Raw genomic sequence first — 20,816 nt, 5'->3', positions numbered from 1 at the left:
TTAGTTAAATCAAGCTGAAGCATTCACCATCTGACTCAACACTATTGGAACACTCATCCCTATCGTATCGCCCCCCAAAGCCTCCAAAGTCAGTCAAGCCATCTGAGATTTAAACCCAATCAGACAGTTGTTGTTTGCTCCAAACATCCAAACCGATGACTGACAACCGCTCCATCCTCCGTCAACACATGCGCGCACGCCGACATGCAATCCATGAACACGCACGTCTGGCCGCTGGTGTAACACTGGCAGAACACCTACTAACACTCCCATTCGCACCCCAATCCGGCGCAGTAGCCGGTTACTGGGCGATGAATGGAGAGATCCCCTTGCATCACTGGCAAACCAGACTCCCTACACAAGTACGCTATTGCTTACCAATACTGGCAGGTAAAACATTGCGCTTTGCACCGTGGCACCCCGGACAACCCCTGAAACAAAACAGCTACGGCATCCCCGAACCAGACGTGACACTGGATGAAACCCTAACTCCAGAAACGATGACACTGGTAGTCACACCGCTGGTCGGCTTCGATACTCAAGGACATCGCCTCGGAATGGGCGGTGGCTGGTATGACCGCAGCTTCGCATTCCGCAATCGCCAGTCGCCCCCTCCCTGGCTTGTTGGTGTTGGCTTCACAGTACAGCAAGTCAGCGCACTGCCAACTGAAGCCTGGGACATCCCCGTCGATGCGATCTGCACTGAACTGACCACACTCCTATTCACCACTACTGTGTCCACATGAGCACACGTCACTACTGGTTAATGAAATCCGAACCAGATGCTTTCTCAATTGATGATCTACAGCAGGTTGGTACCGAGCCATGGAACGGCGTACGCAATTACCAAGCACGCAACTTCATCCGCGACAAAATACATATCGGCGACGGTGTGTTGTTCTACCATTCCAACTGCAAGCCCCCGGGAATCGTCGGCCTCGCCAAAATAGCAAGCGCAGCCTATCCGGACGAAAGCCAATTCGACCCAAACTCCGACTATTACGACCCCAAAGCCAATCGAGAGCAGCCCCGCTGGTACTTGGTAGACATCGCATTCGAGCGCAAACTAGCACGCACCATCACACTTGAAAATATCAAACAATATGCCAAAACCCTCGGTGAAGGCTTTCCACTGATCACACGCGGCAACCGGCTTTCCGTATTCCCGGTCACTACGAGCCAATGGAAATTGCTACTGTCACTAGAGTGAACTCAACACAGCCAGCCAATGCCTGTGCGCCTTCCCACATCCCCATCATCATTGATAACCCCATGAGCGAAGCAAAACGGCGCGCCGCCGAAAAGGCCATCGAATACGTCGAGAACGATATGATTATCGGCGTCGGCACCGGCTCAACAGTCGCCTACTTCATCGACGCACTAGGACACACCCCAAAACGCATCAAAGGTGCAGTATCCAGCTCCGAACAGAGCACAGCACATTTAAAACAACACGGAATTGAAGTCCTGGAACTCAATCATACCGGAACACTCCCACTCTATGTGGACGGTGCAGACGAGTGCGACCCTTACAAACGCCTTATCAAAGGAGGCGGCGCATCATTAACACGCGAGAAGATCATCGCTGAAGCAAGCAAACAATTCATTTGTATCATCGACCCAAACAAACAGGTAGCAACACTAGGCAAGTTCCCACTACCCATCGAAGTGATCCCAATGGCACGCAGCTTGGTTGCAAGGCAAATCATGGCACGTACCGACGGTCAACCAGTATGGCGTGAAGGGGTCATTACAGATAACGGCAACGTTATCCTGGATGTACATCACTTATGCATCACCGACCCGGTAAAGCTAGAGCAAGAACTCAATCAAATCCCAGGGGTCGTCTGCGTCGGCCTGTTCGCCCGTCGCTGTGCGGACCTAGTTATCATCGGCAGCGAACCGCCGCACATACTCTGAACCCTCCCCCATCGTCTTAAACACTATCCCCATATAATGCATAAACGATCTATAGCAGTGAAAAGTACGCGCTGCGTTCAATGTCAAATCCCTGCAAAGCAAACCACTAATTAATTGAAACGGATTGCTCTGTCAGGATCTAATACACCAATGAACCCCATAAACAGACTCATACCCCGAAATACATTCACCATCATTGCAACCCACGATTAACACACCACCATTGCATCGTATTCAGGCATACCTACCACCCTCACTGCCCCAGAAATAGAACACTGCCTACATATTCCTCTTCTTACCTGGAAAAAAATGAAATGAGGGGTAGGGGGTACTGCATATAAATCAACATTGCACAGCCGCTCAAAATGCTTCATTGCCATAACGCACCTCCAGACCAAGCATTGAACACAATGTCAACATAGCCTCATCATCACGGCTCAGCGCAATCCAACCAGCATAACTATTTCCATCCGTATCCCAATTCCACAGCGTATAACCATGCTCACGTAAACAATCATAAGCAAGGGCCATCAATTGAGGAACATCGCTAACAGTAAAAAAATCGTCGTCATCTAAATCCCCTCCCCAATCAATACGCAAATTCCAACGCGCGACCAATTCATCCACCGCGTCTACGAAAGATTTAATGTCCTTTCCCTCAGTATAAAATCCTGAGCGCCAGTCGATCACATCCTTCAATGCCCAAAGCCAAGCCTGAACACAATCACTGCCCAGATCGAGATCTGCCACTCTGTCCCGCCACGCATTGAATTGACTGAACACAGCATCCCGATCCCCAGGATTGATCAACACCAGCAAATTCCAAACCCCAACGGAATCATCATCGGTATCGTCAAAATCCTGAAGCAGGCTATCCTCATCCTCATAATCGACACTGTTATCAGGCATCAGCGTACTCCACAACAGAGACATTGCAGCCTGTCCACCGCAACGACAGACCCAACAAATACAACGATCTTTTGCTTTCTTCCGCACCGTTGAAAGCAGTCATTTAACCTGCTACCAACGATGCAAAAATGGCAAGCACAAGACACATCAACACCAATCAATACTCGTCGCACGTGACACCTCAACGACACTAAAGCAGGCAACCGCAACGTACATTTCAACAACACTAAACACGACACCATCAAAGAATGTGTGTTATCGATAAGACATCTACAGCCATTGCACCCAATGACACCACAACTCAAACATCAAACTCCGCGCTACTACCTTGCAACAACACAGATGCATTCCATCCAACATAGCCCCCTGTTCAACTAACTGCGCCTGCGTGCCTCAATCAAATCCAAATTACGCACCATCCGTTGCAACAACTCATCGGAAATATTGTGCTCACGTGCCAACCTAAACAACTCATCACGCTCAGCGGCCAAACCCACCTGACGAAAGCGCCGTACAACCTGCTCGAATACCTTGGTTTCTTGTGGATCGACATTGGCCAGATCAACGGCCCCAAGCTTGCGTTGATACAATTGGCTGACCTGATGAGCAGCCTCATTGTAGCGCTCAGCATTAGCACTATCCTCAACCAACCTCTGACGTAGCCGCTCCACTGCCTCAAGTGCAGCCTGAGCCGATACTCTACGCGCGAAATCCTCTTCCTTGTCATAACTACTCTTCTCGGGAAGCTCCAAACCACGCAGCAAATACGGTAAAGCCACACTCGCCAGTAACAGCGAAACCAGAATGACTGAGGCGGCCAAAAAGATTACCAACTGCCGTGCCGGCAACGGCGTACCATCCGGCATCAACAACGGCAATGTCAGCACCCCGGCCAAAGTAACCGCACCACGCACCCCAGACAACGACATCGCCACCACAATCTGCCACGGCGGACTGATACGCTGCTTGCCGCAACACACCGCTTTAAACAAATTCCACTGCAATGACAACCACACCCATAAAAAACGCAACAACATCAATCCGGCGCTAATCACAGCAACGTCAACCAGTAACCATCCCACATTCATATACCCAGCTTGCTGTGCACTGTGAACGAGATCATCAAGGATTCCAGGCAATTGCTCGCCGAGCAGCACGAAAATAATGCCATTGAAAGTAAACTGCACCGTTTCCCACACCGCCCAGCGCTGTACCCGTATCGTCGCCTGAGCATTCCCACTCAACTCGACATAACTCATCGTGATTCCGGCAGCAACTGCCGCCAAAATTCCCGAAGCCTGCATACTCTCAGCCAACAGATAGGCAGCAAAAGGAGTCAACAGATTGAACAGAATCGCCGCCGCCGGCTCCCCGCCAAAATGACGCCAAACCCACCTCTGTACTCGACTGAGCACATACGTTGTCGCTATACCCAAACTCAAACCGACCACAAGCACCCAAACAAAAGTCAGCGAAGCAGTGGCCAACGAAAAATGCCCAGTCAACACAGCCGCAACTGCAAATTGGAAACAGACCAGCCCAGTCGCATCGTTAAGCAGCGACTCGCCTTCCAAAATATGCATCATGCGCTTGGGAATGGGCACCCTTGAAGTAATCGAAGACAGCGCAACAGGATCGGTAGGCGACAAAATCGCCGCCAACGCAAAAGCCAGCGGCAGCGGCATTGTCGGAATCATCCAATGAATCAGAAAACCGATACCCAATACAGTAAAAACCACCAATCCCAGCGCTAACTCGAGAATCACATTTTTATCGCGGAATAAACCTTGCTTAGGAATGCGCCAACCATCCAAAAACAGTAGCGGCGGCAAAAACAGTAAGAAAAACGCCTCAGGCTGTAACTCATAACCACCATCAAAGACACCAGAGATCACCGCACCAAGCGCAATCTGCAACAAAGGCAACGGCATTGAAAATGGAATAATACGTACCAGGTAACCACTGGCTGCCACGACTAGCAACATCGCAAGAACGATTTGAATCGAATGCATGCAAGAAACCATGAATTGTGAAAAAAATGTCGCAGCCATACCACGCATAGCAGCCGCCAACATTAGCGATTCTGCTATCCCCAATCATTCAGATGACACCATATTCATCTTTCTGATTGAACCACTGCACCGAAGATAATCACCACGACTGATATCACTCCATTCTCATTCAACGCACTGAAGATATAACCTCAGCAACCACCTCCATCATGAAGCATCTTTATGAAAACATCGGTGATGTCTCGCTGAACCTCGCCCTCTACATCACTACAGAGACTCTACATACACCGCCATCACTCTATGTGACTCACATCAATTGATGCATATACCTGTCTCAAGTAAGCAATCACACTACATTTATGCTGATCAATAGGCATTCAACACGCCACCTTGCCCCTTGCACTGATCACATCTTCGACCAGTCCACCACTGAAGCAGCCCACGACATGATGGCTCCCCAATGTACAGAAGGCGCGCATGTGGAGAAGTTCATGACATACCCATTCCCCATCCCTGCTTACAAGCTTGGGACGTTCACGATGACTATGCGTTGCCCAACATTACCCTGACTCATACCAAACGAACAACGAGGCCAGACTCATCACCAAACGCACGCCAGATGCAAGGTACCTGAACCACAACTGACAGAACAAATTTTCCCGCTTACCACTACACCCAGGCAAAGAAACACCCCATTGCGCATCAATAGCTGGCGCCCAGTATGACCACTATTGTTCAGACAGCTATTCAACAAGAAACGGGACAGCAAACAATCCAATAAGAGGCATACAGTCAGAATTTCGACCAATCCATCGTCCCACCTGAAACAGGCTAGATCTACAACGTAAAGAGCGCCCAGCTTATCTCTATTTGCAGCGCTGCTGCAGGCGGGCCACTCTTATAACAAGGTCACTCTATGAGTAAAAAGCTTGATGCATTCAAGCGCAATAACGAGCTTACTGTGTTGGCTGCATCGGCAAGTGAATGTGAGCAGAGTTTGGGGCATTTGATCCGCTTTCCGATGATGCTGCTGGATAAATGATTTTCCAAAGAACTGCACGTCGGCCTTTTGCATCCGTTGAAGAAAATCCTACGGCAATGGTGCCATCAGCGGAGAGCGCCTCAATTCCGGATGATCCTGCATTATCACTTTTAAATGTTCCCAAATCCGTTTTAGTTTCCCAATTCTCCCCTGACCAAATGATTGCATGAATGGTTTTAGAGTCAGTTTCGGAATATCCGGCGGCGATCTTCCCATCAGCAGAAAGTGCAATCACTTGCGAGTTACCTAAATTATCGCTTCTTAGTGATCCTAAGCGTGTTTTTGTTGCCCAGTTTTCTCCTGACCAGATGGTTGCTTGTTGGTAAACCTCTTTGGTAACAGTATCAATCTCAGAAGTCCCTGCTGCAATTTTTCCATCATTAGAGAGTGCATTGATCTGGGCCTTTCCTAAATTATCTTTTCTTAACGTTCCGACGTCGATTTTCGTTGCCCAATTATCACCTGCCCAGATGACTGGGCGTTGATAAAAATTACTAGTTACATCTTCTTTAAGATCAGACTCAGAGTTTCCTGCAGCGATTTTCCGATCAGAAGAGAGTGAACTAACAGAAGAACCACCAGAATTATCGTTTCTTAGCGTTCCAAGATCTGTTTTTGTCGCCCAATTGTTACCTGACCAAATGGTTGCACGTTGAAAGGGGGTTGCTGATTCAGAAGTTCCCGCAGCAATTTTCCCATCGGCAGAGAGTGAGAAAACAATAGAATTACCTGCATTATCGTTTCTTAAGGTTCCTAGGTCAGTTTTGTTCTCCCAATTTCTTTCTGACCAGATCGTTGCGTGTATGTATGCTCCTCCCTCTTTCTTAAAGGATGAAAATCCAGCGGCAACTTTTCCATCGTTAGAAAATGCCCAAATCTCAGATCTGCCTAAATTTCCAAATATTAATGTCTTGACTTTTGTTTTTATGCTCCAATTTTTCCCTGAGTGTATAGTCGCATTGGACTGGGAAGAGGAAGGGAAAGCACCAGATGGCCCTGTAAAATCATAATTCCACGCCATGGTCTTTCCATCTCTGGACATTGCATTGGAAATGGCATCCACAGTCTCCTCCGACAAAATAAGCTTCTCTGATACGTATGGCTGAGTTGCATAAACGGCACCGGCACTTCCTATCAATAAAACGGAGATAAGTGTTGCCAATATTATTTTTTTATAACCTTTTCTTTTCATAAAATATCCTTGAGCATTGTGCGCCTTCCAATCAGTGATTCTGAAAAATAACTAAGATGTATATGTAATCATCTTGAGACTAATATTTCATAATAATCCAATGTTATCTAACTGCCAGCTTCCTGATTACTAAGCGGCGTTGCAATACCATTACTCCACGCATTCCTCTCCACAGATCCTACGCACGATGCCGCCCAGCTTTCTGTTCTACGACTTAGAAACTTTCGGTCAGGACCCCCGTCGTACCCGCATCGCACAGTTTGCCGCAGTACGGACGGACACCCAATTAAACGTCATCGAAGAACCAATTAGTTTTCTCGTCAAACCCGCCGATGACCTGCTCCCCTCACCCTACGCCACACTCATCACCGGGATCACTCCGCAACACGCACAACGTGAAGGCATCAATGAAGCAGCAGCCTTCGCGCACATTGCAATGCAGATGACACAACCACACACCTGCTCACTCGGCTACAACACCCTACGTTTCGACGACGAATTCATCCGCTACGGGCTATTCCGTCACTTCTACGACCCATACGAACGCGAGTGGCGCAACGGCAATTCACGGTGGGACCTGCTGGACATGCTGCGACTCATGCACGCAGTACGCCCAGAAGGCATCCACTGGCCAACACGTGAAGACGGTGCCCCCTCATTCAAACTCGAACACCTAGCCCTTGCCAACCATGCACGCGAAGGCACAGCACACGAAGCATTATCAGATGTTTATGCCACCATCAGCATGGCGCGTAAATTCCGCGCCGCACAACCGCGCCTCTGGAATTACGCACTGCAACTGCGTGACAAACGCTTTTGCGCCAACCTGCTCGACATCACCTCAATACAACCAGTACTGCATATCTCACAGCGCTATCCTGCCACACAACACTGCGCCGCCGCCGTGCTGCCACTGACCACACACCCACACATCAACAACCGCATCATTGTTTTCGACTTGAACGGCGACATAGACACACTGCTGCGCCTGTCTGCAGAAGACATCGCCGACCACCTGTACACCCCAGCCCTGGATTTACCCGAAGGCGAGCAACGTATCCCACTGAAAGAAGTCCACCTCAACAAAGTACCGGCCCTGATCGCCTGGAACCACCTGCGTGCATCGGACTTCACACGCCTTGGCATGGACCCGAGCATGCTAGAAACCAAAGCGGCACAACTGCGCGCATGCGGACCAGATTTGGCCGAAAAAGTCCGCAACGTTTTCAGCCATACCTACAACACCGCCAACGACGCTGATGCTTCACTGTACGACGGCTTCCTCACCGAAGAGGACCGCCGCCTCCTGCCACAACTACGCGCCTCCTCTCCTGACACCTTGGTAACGTTCGAACAGCGCCTTCGCGATCCACGTCTCATCGAACTGCTGTTCCGCTACCGCGCACGTAATTTTCCAGAAACCCTCTCTTGCGACGAACAGACACGCTGGGACACCTATCGGCGACGCCGTCTGACCACCGACACCGGCCTATCAGAACTCACCTTCGACCAATACCACGCCCAAATTGCGGAATTACGGATAACGCACTCCCAAGATGCCACCAAACAGACCCTATTGGACCAACTCGCCGCCTGGGGCTCCGAACTATCCCGAACCCTATGACCACATACTTCACCGACAACAGCTTCAAGTACTTGCAGGAACTGGCACACCACAATGACAAGATATGGTTTACCGCACACAAACCGCAGTACATCGAACATGTACAGACACCCTTTCTACGTCTCATCACTGACTTGCAACCCTGCCTGGCTGACATCAGCGAACACTACCGCGCCGATCCACGTCCCCAAGGTGGTTCCCTATTCCGTATCTATCGTGACGCACGCTTCTCCAAGGACAAGTCGCCATACAAAACCTGGCAAGGTGCACGCCTGTTCCATGCCCGTAGGCGCGAAGTGCCAACCCCCTCCTTTTACATACAACTGCAACCGGACGAAAGCTTCGTCGGTGGCGGAATATGGCAACCAGCATCAGACACACAACGCCGTATCCGCCAATTCATCTTTGACAATCCCGCCAGTTGGCACACCTCTGCACACGCCCCCCAACGACGCCGTACATTTACCCTGTACGAAGACGAAAAACTCATCCGGGCACCACGCGGCTTCCCCAGCGATTTCGCCTTTCTAGATGACCTCAAGCACCGCAGCTGGGTACTTTGGCGACCGCTGGAAAACACCCTCATGACCGGACCGCACCTGCGCCGCACCTTGGAAACAAGCTTGCACCTACTGGCACCATTCATAGACTACCTCTGCGCCGCACTGGACCTTGAATTCTGAGATCAAAAGAAACCGGCCTACTTCGCCATCCAGTCTGGCACAGACCAGCTCGCCGTAAAGGCACCTCACACCAGCCCCCTTCGGACCATCAGTGACATCCCTCGATCACTGTCCACAACCATCACTGCCCCATGCCACATAACCGCTACTATCAAGGCCCATTAAGCGACCACTTCGACGGCCTACGCTTCTTCAATCCAGGCCAACCCAACACCGACAAACCATTCAGCGATCTGTTGCGCTGGCGCTGGGAGAGTCGCCACCTGCCCCCTTGGCGCGACGTACCACCCACCCACGTCGCTACCCCCATCGCACGCAGCCAGCACCCCATCATCACCATGATTGGCCACTCCAGCGTGCTGATACAAATTGCAGGACTCAACCTACTCGTTGACCCCGTATGGTCCGAACGGGTCAGCCCACTCTCCTGGTTGGGTCCGCGACGTTGGAACTCCCCTGGTATCGACTTCAACGCATTACCGCCCATTGATTATGTACTCATCACCCACAACCACTACGATCATCTGGACCTGACCACCCTGGCACGCCTCCAGATAGCTCATGCCCCCCAAGTGGTCACCCCACTGGGCAACGATGCCATCATCCGCAAGCGCGTCCCTGACCTGCATATACACACCCTTGATTGGTGGGATTCAATACAACTGACAAACGAACCCACCAAAATCAGCGTCGTCCCCGCCTACCACTGGTCGGCACGCGGCTTACGAGACAGGCGCATGGCACTGTGGGGCGGCTTCCACCTACACACACCCCAAGGGAGCCTCTACATTGCTGGCGACACCGCCTATGGGAATGGCAGCATCTTCCACGCAATAGCGCAACGCTGCGGTGCTCCAGATCTGGCCATCCTGCCTATCGGCGCCTATGCGCCACGCTGGTTCATGCACAACCAACACATCAATGCCGTAGAAGCCGTGCAGATTATGTGCGACGTAGGCGCACACCAAGCCTTGGGAGTGCATTGGGGCACCTTCCGCCTGACCGACGAAGCCGTAGAAGAACCACCTACCCTCTTAGCTCAAGCCCTAAAAGCCAAAGGCATTCCTGCAACCCGCTTCATTGCGATGACACCCGGTCAAATAAATCGGTGGAAAGCTTCCGAACGCTAATAATGCAGTTGATTGGGATAATGCTGCCCAATGTTGGTATGCAAATCCTGGAGCTGATCTTGATAAGTTGAAGCCGTGGATTGCTACGGAGATCATGAGTCGGCAAGTTCCGGCACTTTCTCCAGAAAAAGAATTTGCAGAGACGTTACGAAGCATGGGATGTCTCGTGAGTGGTGAACATCCCTTCATGGACGCTAAGAAATACCGTATTGAGGTCGAAGGAGACAAAAAGGGGGGAAAGGCTGGTTTTTATGTCGCTTACCTCGACGGTCACCCATACGGCTATATCAAGAACAACCGTACTGGCATCGAATTGAAGTGGAAAAGCAAAGGGTACTCGCTTGATCCAGAGCAAAAGGCCGCAATGCAAGCGGAGGCAACCGCAAAATTGGCTGCACGCGCAGAGCAGCAGCAGCAAGAACAAGAGGCTGTCGCGCAACATGTCGTAAAGCAGATGGATGATCTTGTGACTGTTATCGAGCCGACGCCCTATCTAAAAGCTAAAGGCATTACGCCACAGGCTGGTATATACACTGACAGTGATGGCCAGAAGACCTACATTCCAGCTATCGATTCGGATGGTAAGCAATGGACGATGCAATACATCCAAGAGGACGGTACAAAGCGATTTGCAAAAGGGGGGCGTAAGGAGGGTTGTTTTCACCCCATAGGGGGTCTTGCTGCTATCGCAGCAGCGCCCGTGATCGTCATTGGCCAGGGCTATGCCACTGTGGCGCAAGTGTCTCAGGCATTGGGTTATGGGACCGTTGCCGCATTTGATGCTGGCAATCTGGAAGGTGTTGCCAAAGCATTGCACAAGTCTTTCCCAGACAAGCCTATTCTGATTGCCGGTGACGATGATCAGTCTTTACCTAACAATCCAGGAAGGACCAAGGCTCAAGAGGCAGCGCGTGCTGTAGACGGTACGGCGTTCTTCCCAATCTTCGCGCCAGGTGAACAGGCGGATAATCCGAAAGGCTTCACCGATTTCAATGATCTTGCCACTAAGAGTGCGCTCGGTATCGAAGCGGTTGAACGGCAGGTACATGCGGCTGTTAGCAAGGCTATCGATAATCATCAGAAACGTGTTCAGAAGCAGACTCAACAACAAGGGCAACAAGGGCAACACGAGCAGAAGCAGGAACGTCGACGGCTTCGCGTTCGCTAGCAGCCAGCCAAGAGGTGGGGGAGCAGCCGACCGGCGAAGAAGTGCGCGAGGTGTATGTATCCGATCAAAATGCAAAAGTGCATCATTGGATAGATGTATGGTCTTCTGCGCGGCTGAAATGGGTTTACGCCCCTTGTACTTGCCCGCATCCTTGGCGCGGGCTACGCCCTCACGCTGGCGCTCCAACATCATCTCCCGCTTGAACTGCACCACGCCACCCAGCACGGTCAACATCAGCTTGCCCGTGGGTGTGTGGGTGTCCATCCCTAGGTTCAGCACGCGCAACCCAACTGACTTGCCATCCAGCGTCTGGATCACCTGCATCAGATCTGCCACCGACCGCGCCAGCCGGTCGAGCTTGGTGACCACCAGCACGTCCCCCTCACGAAGGAACTCCAGCGCCGCCTCCAGTTGCGCACGTTTGCCCACCGCCCACCGAGGAGACTTGCTCCTGGAACATTTTCTTGCATTCAACGGCTTTAAGTTCTTGGAGCTGGGCATCAAACCCGGCCATCTGGTCAGCCGTGGACGTGCGCGCGTAGCCGACAATCATTTTTCAATCACATGAGTTTAAGATGTTGTGATGGTTTACCGATCAAAATTGATTTCCGGTTTCAGTGATAGGTAAATCGCGGGGTTCCAGGCCCTATCTTCTGTGGCAAGGCATGATCTTACGTGTACAACTAAAAGCTATGCTTGCTTGAATGACTCGAAGGTTCAATCCAGCATGCCCAGCTCCTCACATTGAACATGCGTTCTTGCAAATTCATCGGACTCCAGCACAACCACACATCGGCATACAAAACAAGGGATCGAAGAATCCTATATGCCGTCCCTGAGAGTAATTAGAGACTCTGAGTAAAGACACGATCAGCCCTTATTGGGAAGGGCCTTGGCTACAAGTATGCTGCAAAATAAAACTAAGGATGCAACACATCAAGCTCAGGAAGCATTATTACGCTTTCCTGGTCATTTGGATCACTACGTGCGACCAGTACAACGGCTGGTTCATTAGAATTGTTATAAGGCTGATGTGGTACACCAGCCGGTATGTAAAAAAAGTCGCCCGGCGCAACAATCGCATGTTCCTCCAATCTTGAGCCATACCAGACGTGCGATACACCCGTGAGCGCATAGATTGCTGTTTCGTGGCCTGCGTGCATGTGGGTCTTTGCTTTTGCACCAGGAGCAATGGTGACGAGCTGAAGATTGATTACCGTGGCACCAACAGTCTCGGCAGAAATCCCAACTGCATAGTCAAGCCCTTGTTTTCCGATGAAAGGCTGCTGTGCACGCAACAACCTGCAAGTAGAACGTGTTTCTCCAAGGTGAGCCTTCATCAATGAACTCCGCAGATGTAAGTATCGCAACGATTGTAAAAAGAAAAATAAAACATACACCGAACGAACAGGATAATCATTTAGATGACCCCAAAAGAAATGGATAGCACATAATAAAAATCATCGAGCCATTATCGTCTGTCAGCACGTGACTCATGCGTCGTTACGGCAACACCAAGCTCTCACTATGATTACCAAAAGCGTTCAGTTTTCCGTGATATACAGATACATCCCACCCACTTTACAGAACGCGTACAGCTTTCACTGTCTTATGATCCCAAACCCCTAGCATGCAGCTAGAGCAAGTCTTAACAGCGGCTCATCCCGGATCGTTGGCAACGCCATGCGGAACATGCCCTGCCGCCACACTTTGATGCTGGTGGGCACTGTCAATATTGTGCTGCGAATCGTCGAAGAAAATATCCGCCCCAAAAGCTTCCAGAAATGGCCCCTTATGCCGTCCCCCCAAAAACAGCGCCTCATCCAAACGCACGCCCCACTCCCGCAGGGTGCGGATGACCCGCTCATGCGCCGGCGCTGAGCGCGCGGTGACTAATGCCGTACGGATCGGTGAAGCTTCACCGGATGGGAATGCAGCCTGTAATGCTTGGAGCGCAGATAAAAAATTACGGAACGGCCCACCGGTTAACGGCTCACGTGCACGTTCACGCTCATAGCGACCAAACGCCTCCACGCCTTGCTCGCGAGACATACGCTCCCCCTCATCACCAAAGATGACTGCATCACCATCAAAGGCAATGCGCAGTTGCACTGGTAAGGAACTACACACGTTGTCGGTAACAGCCGCCGCCTCCACACGTTCACCCAGCCTGCGGGGCATGATCGTTGCTGCAGCAATACCATGCTCCAACGCACGCCGTACTGATACCGGGTTGGCCGATAGAAACAAATCCGTACCAAAGGGTTTGACATAAGGCCATGTCGCCTCACCAGAGGTGAAAGTGGCACGCACAATTCCAAGACCGTAGTGCTGAATGGAATTGAAGATACGCAAGCCAGTGTCAGCAGAATTACGCGACAACAAAATCACCTCAACCCGCGGAATATCGCCCCCTTCTCCCCAATTCAATGCCAGTAACTTACGGACGACGGGGAACGCGACACCAGGTTGTAGGACATCATCCTCATGTGCGCGTTGATAGTGAGCATACGCATCGACACCATCGCGCTCAAACAAGGCATGCCCCTCTTCGAGATCGAACAAGGCACGTGAAGTCACCGCAACGGTCAGCAACCTATGAGAATGATCTGGCATATACAACGTTCATGATGTGGAAAGAACAACTCAAACATTCCCTTCTTCCTGAACTGGCATCCTGGTCAGAGAGGCGAGAAATGGCTCAGAAAGCAAACTGCTCGCTGAAGATACGCTCCTCAAGATTATGCTCAGGGTCAAACAGCAACGTCACGCGCTGCTCGGTCGATTCACGGATCGTGACCTCAACAACATCGCGAATTTCATGGGAATCGGCGGTCACACTGACGGGACGCTTATAAGGGTCCAATACACGCAAACGAATCTCCGTATCGGCCTTAAGGATCGCACCGCGCCAACGTCGCGGCCGATACGGAGCAATCGGTGTCAACGCCAACGTATGCGATCCCAACGGCAAAATGGGGCCATGTGCGGAATAGTTGTAAGCGGTGCTACCGGCCGGAGTCGCAACGATGACACCATCACCGGTCAATTCATCAATCCGAGTTTGGCCATTGAGATCAATACTGATATACGCCGCCTGATGCGTTTGACGCAGCAACGACACCTCGTTATAGGCAAGTGATTCGACACTGACACCAGATTCTGTCTGTGCCATCATCTGTAACGGACGCAGTTTGGCCGGTTCAGCACGCTGCAAGCGTTCCAGCAGGTCATCATGATATTGATTCATCAGAAAACCGACTGAACCAAGTTTCATACCGTATACCGGCTTACCGCTTGCCCCATGACGATGCAAAGTCCGCAACATGAAGCCATCGCCTCCCAAAGCACACAGCACATCGGCCTCTTCAATCGAACAATCACCATAACGGGCCATCAACTCCTGGCGTGCCCGTTGTGCCGGTTCAGCGGTACTGGCCAGGAACGCAATGCGAGGTGCGGCAGTCATCATCATCTCCAAAGATCAAGCCCTTCAGCATACTGCAAGCACACGACCCATTTAGAATTAAAGAGCACAGCAGCGGCCACGCACTCAAGCACCATGCGCAGCAAGCTGCCCTAAACGCTGTACCGCAACCGAGAGCGTTGGGTAATCCAGCGTCTTCTGCTCGTTCAATTCAGCCAACATCGACAGTGTGAAACGCAAACTGCTGTCATCACGCCCAATCCATTGGTCAACCTTTTCCTCAGCACTCATTCCAGGCATTGCCAACACATGCCCGGACAAAGAGCGCTGGTGCGCTGCCAACTCATCACGCAACACGCCGCGCGCAATCGCCTGCCAGCGGCCAGTCACTTCCAGTGCATCAATGTGTGCAAACAACCAGGGCAACCCCAATGCAGCACCCAAACAGAAATGCACCTTGGAAACCTCCACGGGGTGAAGCTTGGACATATGTGCTAATTCAATCATGTCAAACGCCTGTCCCAAGAAACACAGTTCAGACAGTTGCTGAGCCAACGTCTGGGAAAGCCCCTTCTCCTTCCAGTCCTGCAAACTAGCCTCGTACGCCGCACGTTGCATCTCTGGCAACACGGCAGCCACCGGACGGATAGCGTTGAACGCCCCGCGGTAACGCTCCACCACCACAGCAATATCCGGCATCTGGCCAGGACGCAACAGCAACCAACGCACACATGACCACTGCAAACGCCAGATCACCTCTAATGCATCCATCTGCACCGACTCGGGGATCCGTCCATCCAATGCATCAATCTCAGCCCACAAGGCACGAACACCCAACGTCTCGCGGCTCATCGTGTAGGCTTTGGCAACCTCGCCAATACTGCGCCCGGTGTCCTCCTGCATCCGCATCAGGAACGTTGCTCCCATGCGATTAATGGTCGTATTCGTTACCGCCGTCGCGATGATCTCGCGTTTCAAACGATGCTGCTCCATCACATGGGCATAAGCCTTCTGCAACGGCTCCGGAAAGTAGCGTTGCAATTCCTGTGACAGATAAGGATCTTCAGGCACATCAGATGCAAGCAATTGCTGAAATGCAACCAGTTTGGAGTACGACAACAACACCGCAAGCTCCGGCCGAGTCAAACCCAAACCACGTGCCTTACGTGCTGATAACTCAGCGTCCGATGGTAGGAATTCGATCTGCCGATCCAACAATCCCTGCCTCTCAAGGGTACGGATAAAATGCTGTTTGGAACCAAGACGCTTGACACTCATCCGTTCCATCAAGCTCAACGCCTGATTTTGACGGATGTTGTCCCACAACACTAACTGCGCCACATCATCAGTCATTGACGCCAATAGCGCGTTGCGCGCATCGAAACAGAGCGTCTTGGCCTGCACGACATCATTCAGCAGAATTTTGATGTTGACCTCGTGATCAGAGGTGTCTACGCCGGCAGAATTGTCGATGAAATCCGTGTTGAGCAACACACCGCGCTGTGCCGCCTCAATGCGACCAAGCTGGGTTAACCCCAAGTTGCCGCCTTCACCGACGACCTTGCAACGTAGCTCAAGGCCATTGACGCGTAGAGCATTATTGGCACGATCACCAACATCGGCATGCGTCTCGCTGCTCGCCTTGACATAGGTACCGATGCCACCATTCCAAAACAGATCCACAGGTGCTTTGAGAATCGCGCTGATCAACACATTCGGAGAGAGTTGCTTGATCCCTTTATCCAAACCCAGCACCTCGGCCACCTGCGGGCTAATCTGAATCGACTTCAAAGTACGCGGATAGATGCCGCCGCCTTTGCTGATCAACGTGGCATCGTAATCGGCCCAACTGGAGCGCGGCAGCTTAAACAAGCGCTCACGCTCGGCAAACGAAAGAGCTGCATCCGGCATCGGATCCAAAAAAATGTGGCGATGATCGAAGGCTGCCACCAAAAGACTATGACGCGACAGCAGCATGCCGTTACCAAACACATCACCAGACATGTCACCAACGCCAATGCAACGAAAATCTTCATTCTGGCAATCACGCCCAAGTGCACGAAAATGGCGCTTGACTGACTCCCAGGCACCACGGGCAGTGATGCCCATGCCTTTGTGGTCGTAACCGACCGATCCACCCGAGGCAAATGCGTCACCCAGCCAAAAACCATGCTCCAACGCCAAACGATTGGCGATATCAGAGAACGTTGCAGTGCCTTTGTCGGCCGCAACCACCAGATACGGGTCATCCTGATCGTAACGTACCAACTGCGCTGGCGGCACGATCTGACCATCGACAATGTTATCCGTCAGATCCAGCAGGCACTGAATAAACAGTGTGTAACATGCAATGCCTTCGGCCTGGATCGCATCGCGATCAGCAACGGAAGGCAAGCACTTCACGAAAAATCCGCCCTTAGCACCCACTGGAACAATGACGGTATTTTTCACCATCTGTGCTTTCACCAAACCGAGTACCTCTGTGCGGAAATCTTCACGCCGATCAGACCAGCGCAAACCACCACGAGCCACAGGACCAAAACGCAGATGAATGCCTTCCACACGGGGGCTGTAAACAAAAATTTCGCGGTATGGGTGCGGCTTGGGCAAATCCTGTATCTGCGTGGAATCAAACTTAAAGCTGATACAGGAACCCAACGGCCCCTGCTTGCCTGTTTGATAATAATTGGTACGCAAGGTCGCATCGATCACACCAACGAAGCTACGCAGGATACGATCTTCGTCCACATTGGCTACATGATCCATCAGCTTAAGCAGCACCGCATGGACAGTCTCTCGATAGACGTGACGATCACTGAAACTCGCTTCGAGCATTGGCTCCAGTGCTTTTAAAACAGCTGTATCGCCATCGGCCAGGGCCGTTAACTGCACTCGACGCTGTAGTTGATTGTCCTTCCATCGTTTGGGGGCATCGTCAATCGCCGGGTTGAAACGGGCGTCGAACAGTTCCACCAACACTCTCGCCAACAGTGGATACTGTGCAAACGTCGCTTCAACGTAACTTTGTGAGAACGGGACGCCAGTTTGCAGCAGATATTTGCAGTAGCCACGCAGCAACGCCACCTGACGCCAATGTAGACCGGCGGCAAGCACCAAACCGTTAAAGCCGTCATTTTCAGCATTACCATCCCAGATCCGCACGAACGCTTCAACGAAAGCCATCGCCACAGCAGTAACATCAATGACACCGACAGCAGATTGGACTTCGAAATCCTGGATGCACATTGGAACAGGGGCAATATGCAAGCGGTATAGCCGTTCAGAAATCACCCGTAACCCGAGATTCTCCATCATCGGTAATACATCTGAAAGCGGGATACCGTCCAAGTGACGGTACAGTTTCAAACGCAGCCCAGGTGAATCGGCACACGATAAAGCATGCAAGCTCAAACGCAGATCGTCAGCACCTTGCAATGCCGCCAAATGTTCGACATCCACTGCCGCAGACTCGATGGAAGACTCTTCCAAGTAATTCGCCGGCAACGCACGTGCATAGAGCGCGGCCATGCGCAAGCCGACATTCTCGCCGTGACGCGTTACCAGCACTTCACGGAGCGCGTCTTGGCCGTTACGCAGTAAATGCGCCACACGCTCTTCCAATGCCTGAGCATCATCGGGTTCCAACACATAGCCACTTTGTGGCCTGATGATGAGATGCAATTGTGCCAATGGTGACAATTCATTCACTATCACTGAAGAATCAATGTATTCGCCATGCAAAACATCCTTGAGCAATGCCTCAATACGCGAACGTACATCCTGATTGAAGTACTCGCGCGGCACATACACCAGCGCTGAGATAAAACGCTGGTACTTGTCGCAACGCAAAAATAAACGGCTGCGCACACGATGATGTAAGCCGAGAATACCCATTGCAGTGCGATACAGTGCTTCATCACCAGACTGAAACAGCTCTTCACGCGGGAGCGTCTCTAGAATGTGGCGCAAAAGTTTGCCGCTATGGCTGTCCAACGTCAGGCCTGACTTGTTCATCACGTATTGGTAACGCTGGCGTACGAACGGGATCTCCCAAGGGCGGCAGTAATATGCACTGGAGGTAAACAAACCCAGGAAGCGCCGCTCACCGATCATGCGTCCTTCAGCATCAAACTCCAGTACACCGATGTAATCCATATATCCGCCCCGATGCACCGGGGAACGTGCATTGGTCTTGGTCAAAATCAGTGCATCATCTTGGCCGGCAGATTGACTCAGACGGTAAGCTGCAAAACTCGCCATTGGGCGTGGCGGTGACACATCCTGGGCACGCATCAATCCTAAGGCAGTCTCCTGCAACGATGCCAACACGGCTTCTGCACCATGCTTGGCAACGCTGTATTCACGGTAACCGAAAAAAATAAAATGATCTGCCGCAACCCAGCGTAGAAATGCCTGCATCTCATGCCGCATTGCCTCGTTCGGCACACAGCGCATGTCCATAGACTCGGCTAATCTCAGCATGTGCTCACGCATGGCGCCCCAATCAGCCACAACAGCGCGTACCTGATCCAAGGCCTTGCGTATTGCCTTCTCGACCACCGCCATTTGCTCCGTCGACTGGCGATCGATCTCCAACACCATGAACGATTCAGCGATCCCCTCCCCCACCGCAATCAGCCTATCTTCATTGTTTCGAGTCAATTCGATCACCGGATGAAAGAGCAAATGCACACCAATGCCCAACTCCGCCAAAGTCATGATGACTGTGTCTACCAGAAATGGCATATCCTCGTTAACAATCTGCAACATGGTGTGGGAGCTGTCCCAACCGTGGACATGAATCGCAGGTTTACACGCACGCACGTTCGCCGTGCCACTACTGCGTACACGTGCAAACTCCAACATGCCCATCACCAATGCAGCCCACTGTTCCGGCGTACGCCTGGCAAACTCATCCGTTTCCATCCGGCAGTAAAAAGCGGCCCCGAGCCGCTGTACATCCGATTGCATGGACACCGGACACTGCTCGCGCAGTACGGCAAACACAGACTCCAGGTTAACCATGCATCTCGGCTCAACATCGCCAACTAACGATTGCTTAGCAGGATCCTGGGCAGGTCCTTTGACCGATGTCGATAAAGACTTCTTTGAGACCATCACTCAATCACAGATGTTCATTGACAATATCAAGATTGTAACGACACGCAAATTAGATCGCCTTGTGCATAACCAGATAGGGTAGGGTTTAAAAGCATGATCTGGCCATGATCACTAAGACCACCTCGCGTTTTGAAAGCCGTAACGCATGTACTTGCACCACTAGCGAAAGTATCCGAGCACCAACTTACGCACTGTTGGAGATGACCGACGCAAGCAACAAGAGCGCCGATTCATGCAATATCATTCGCACATTACTGCTCTGCCTACGCATGCCAGCATCACCACTGATCTGTGAATGAGGTGTGGGCCGCTCTCCATCAGTAACATCAGGATTCGATAAAAAAGTGCATGCTTCAACCATAAAACACCAAGACACTTTAAAATTCAGGAATCCATCGGCATCTATAGCGTTACCAACCCGCTCATCAACCCAGCAAAACGCTTTAACGCAATCATGACTTCTGACTTCCACAGCATGGGAATCTCCTTAAACTTTAAAGTTGAATCTGGCATCCAAAGTGCACCAATCGCAAGGAAGATATCGACCTATTCACCTTTAAAAAGAAGAGCCAATTATATATGAAATCA

13 protein-coding genes and 2 pseudogenes are annotated in these 20,816 nt (G+C 51.4%); 7 read left to right on the top strand and 8 right to left on the bottom strand.

The genetic code is table 11. The features are described 5' to 3' along the window. Positions 1 to 155: 155 nt before the first annotated feature. The 3 genes from F7G16_RS07760 (at position 156) to rpiA (ending at position 1,920) form a co-directional block, all read left to right on the top strand. On the top strand, positions 156 to 746 hold the full coding sequence (locus F7G16_RS07760; protein WP_004091180.1) for a 5-formyltetrahydrofolate cyclo-ligase: 591 nt from the start codon (positions 156 to 158) through the stop codon (positions 744 to 746). Further along, positions 743 to 1,210 carry an EVE domain-containing protein gene (locus F7G16_RS07755; protein WP_004091182.1) on the top strand — a complete coding sequence of 156 codons (468 nt, stop codon included), beginning with the start codon at positions 743 to 745 and terminating at the stop codon, positions 1,208 to 1,210. Before F7G16_RS07760 ends, F7G16_RS07755 begins: the two co-directional genes overlap by 4 nt. A gap of 62 nt (positions 1,211 to 1,272) precedes the next feature. Then, a complete protein-coding gene (gene rpiA, locus F7G16_RS07750; protein ID WP_004091185.1) occupies positions 1,273 to 1,920 on the top strand; it encodes a ribose-5-phosphate isomerase RpiA in 648 nt (215 codons plus the stop codon). A gap of 360 nt (positions 1,921 to 2,280) precedes the next feature. Here the strand turns inward: rpiA and F7G16_RS07745 are convergent, their stop codons facing one another. From F7G16_RS07745 to F7G16_RS07735, 3 genes are all read right to left on the bottom strand, one after another. Continuing rightward, positions 2,281 to 2,829 carry a DUF6630 family protein gene (locus F7G16_RS07745; protein ID WP_004091187.1) on the bottom strand — a complete coding sequence of 183 codons (549 nt, stop codon included), beginning with the start codon at positions 2,827 to 2,829 and terminating at the stop codon, positions 2,281 to 2,283. Between the two features lie 374 nt (positions 2,830 to 3,203). Then, positions 3,204 to 4,880 carry a Na+/H+ antiporter gene (locus tag F7G16_RS07740; RefSeq protein ID WP_413790127.1) on the bottom strand — a complete coding sequence of 559 codons (1,677 nt, stop codon included), beginning with the start codon at positions 4,878 to 4,880 and terminating at the stop codon, positions 3,204 to 3,206. Between the two features lie 917 nt (positions 4,881 to 5,797). Further along, positions 5,798 to 7,075 (bottom strand): hypothetical protein, encoded by a 1,278-nt coding sequence (locus F7G16_RS07735; RefSeq protein ID WP_012382545.1) that lies wholly within the window; start codon positions 7,073 to 7,075, stop codon positions 5,798 to 5,800. Positions 7,076 to 7,262: 187 nt separating this feature from the next. Here F7G16_RS07735 and sbcB point away from each other — a divergent pair, with 187 nt between their 5' ends. The 4 genes and pseudogenes from sbcB to F7G16_RS11940 all read left to right on the top strand — a co-directional run. Further along, complete coding sequence (gene sbcB, locus F7G16_RS07730) at positions 7,263 to 8,699, top strand: exodeoxyribonuclease I (protein WP_004091195.1); 1,437 nt, start codon at positions 7,263 to 7,265, stop codon at positions 8,697 to 8,699. Continuing rightward, a complete protein-coding gene (locus F7G16_RS07725) occupies positions 8,696 to 9,382 on the top strand; it encodes a DUF2461 domain-containing protein (RefSeq protein ID WP_004091197.1) in 687 nt (228 codons plus the stop codon). Before sbcB ends, F7G16_RS07725 begins: the two co-directional genes overlap by 4 nt. 131 nt (positions 9,383 to 9,513) lie before the next feature. Then, positions 9,514 to 10,512, top strand: coding sequence for an MBL fold metallo-hydrolase (locus tag F7G16_RS07720; RefSeq protein ID WP_004091201.1), 999 nt, complete (start codon positions 9,514 to 9,516; stop codon positions 10,510 to 10,512). Further along, positions 10,487 to 11,680, top strand: a pseudogene (locus F7G16_RS11940) (zincin-like metallopeptidase domain-containing protein); the annotation flags it as partial. The gene F7G16_RS07720 and the pseudogene F7G16_RS11940, both read left to right, overlap by 26 nt. Positions 11,681 to 11,875: 195 nt before the next feature. On the opposite strand, the pseudogene F7G16_RS12790 reads toward F7G16_RS11940, so the two are convergent. From F7G16_RS12790 to F7G16_RS07695, 5 genes and pseudogenes are all read right to left on the bottom strand, one after another. Further along, positions 11,876 to 12,181 (bottom strand): annotated as a pseudogene (locus tag F7G16_RS12790) (recombinase family protein); the annotation flags it as partial. A gap of 419 nt (positions 12,182 to 12,600) precedes the next feature. After that, a complete protein-coding gene (locus F7G16_RS07710; RefSeq protein ID WP_004091208.1) occupies positions 12,601 to 13,020 on the bottom strand; it encodes a cupin domain-containing protein in 420 nt (139 codons plus the stop codon). Between the two features lie 319 nt (positions 13,021 to 13,339). Next, the gene (locus F7G16_RS07705) at positions 13,340 to 14,296 is read right to left on the bottom strand and encodes a 5'-nucleotidase (protein WP_004091210.1); all 957 of its coding nucleotides are present in this window, start codon (positions 14,294 to 14,296) and stop codon (positions 13,340 to 13,342) included. An 85-nt stretch (positions 14,297 to 14,381) separates the two neighbouring features. After that, positions 14,382 to 15,149: an NAD kinase gene (locus F7G16_RS07700; RefSeq protein ID WP_011097790.1), complete on the bottom strand. Its 768-nt coding sequence runs from the start codon at positions 15,147 to 15,149 to the stop codon at positions 14,382 to 14,384. 84 nt (positions 15,150 to 15,233) lie between these two features. Then, entirely contained in the window at positions 15,234 to 20,225 is a 4,992-nt protein-coding gene (locus tag F7G16_RS07695) for an NAD-glutamate dehydrogenase (RefSeq protein ID WP_038232879.1), read from the bottom strand. Between the last annotated feature and the right edge of the window lie 591 nt (positions 20,226 to 20,816).

Origin of the sequence: Xylella fastidiosa, assembly GCF_011801475.1 — a bacterium.
Classification (GTDB): domain Bacteria; phylum Pseudomonadota; class Gammaproteobacteria; order Xanthomonadales; family Xanthomonadaceae; genus Xylella; species Xylella fastidiosa.
Note: the sequence above shows the minus strand (reverse complement) of the source record. Positions and strands in the feature narration are given on the sequence as shown.

What these genes read in the sequence shown, in the direction of transcription:
- rpiA (WP_004091185.1), top strand. Translation starts at nt 1,273, where the DNA reads ATGAGCGAAGCAAAACGGCGCGCCGCCGAAAAGGCCATCGAATACGTC.
- F7G16_RS07705 (WP_004091210.1), bottom strand. Translation starts at nt 14,296, where the DNA reads ATGCCAGATCATTCTCATAGGTTGCTGACCGTTGCGGTGACTTCACGT.
- F7G16_RS07735 (WP_012382545.1), bottom strand. Translation starts at nt 7,075, where the DNA reads ATGAAAAGAAAAGGTTATAAAAAAATAATATTGGCAACACTTATCTCC.
- F7G16_RS07745 (WP_004091187.1), bottom strand. Translation starts at nt 2,829, where the DNA reads ATGCCTGATAACAGTGTCGATTATGAGGATGAGGATAGCCTGCTTCAG.
- F7G16_RS07740 (WP_413790127.1), bottom strand. Translation starts at nt 4,880, where the DNA reads ATGGCTGCGACATTTTTTTCACAATTCATGGTTTCTTGCATGCATTCG.
- F7G16_RS07720 (WP_004091201.1), top strand. Translation starts at nt 9,514, where the DNA reads ATGCCACATAACCGCTACTATCAAGGCCCATTAAGCGACCACTTCGAC.
- F7G16_RS07755 (WP_004091182.1), top strand. Translation starts at nt 743, where the DNA reads ATGAGCACACGTCACTACTGGTTAATGAAATCCGAACCAGATGCTTTC.
- F7G16_RS07725 (WP_004091197.1), top strand. Translation starts at nt 8,696, where the DNA reads ATGACCACATACTTCACCGACAACAGCTTCAAGTACTTGCAGGAACTG.
- F7G16_RS07760 (WP_004091180.1), top strand. Translation starts at nt 156, where the DNA reads ATGACTGACAACCGCTCCATCCTCCGTCAACACATGCGCGCACGCCGA.
- F7G16_RS07710 (WP_004091208.1), bottom strand. Translation starts at nt 13,020, where the DNA reads ATGAAGGCTCACCTTGGAGAAACACGTTCTACTTGCAGGTTGTTGCGT.
- F7G16_RS07695 (WP_038232879.1), bottom strand. Translation starts at nt 20,225, where the DNA reads ATGGTCTCAAAGAAGTCTTTATCGACATCGGTCAAAGGACCTGCCCAG.
- sbcB (WP_004091195.1), top strand. Translation starts at nt 7,263, where the DNA reads ATGCCGCCCAGCTTTCTGTTCTACGACTTAGAAACTTTCGGTCAGGAC.
- F7G16_RS07700 (WP_011097790.1), bottom strand. Translation starts at nt 15,149, where the DNA reads ATGACTGCCGCACCTCGCATTGCGTTCCTGGCCAGTACCGCTGAACCG.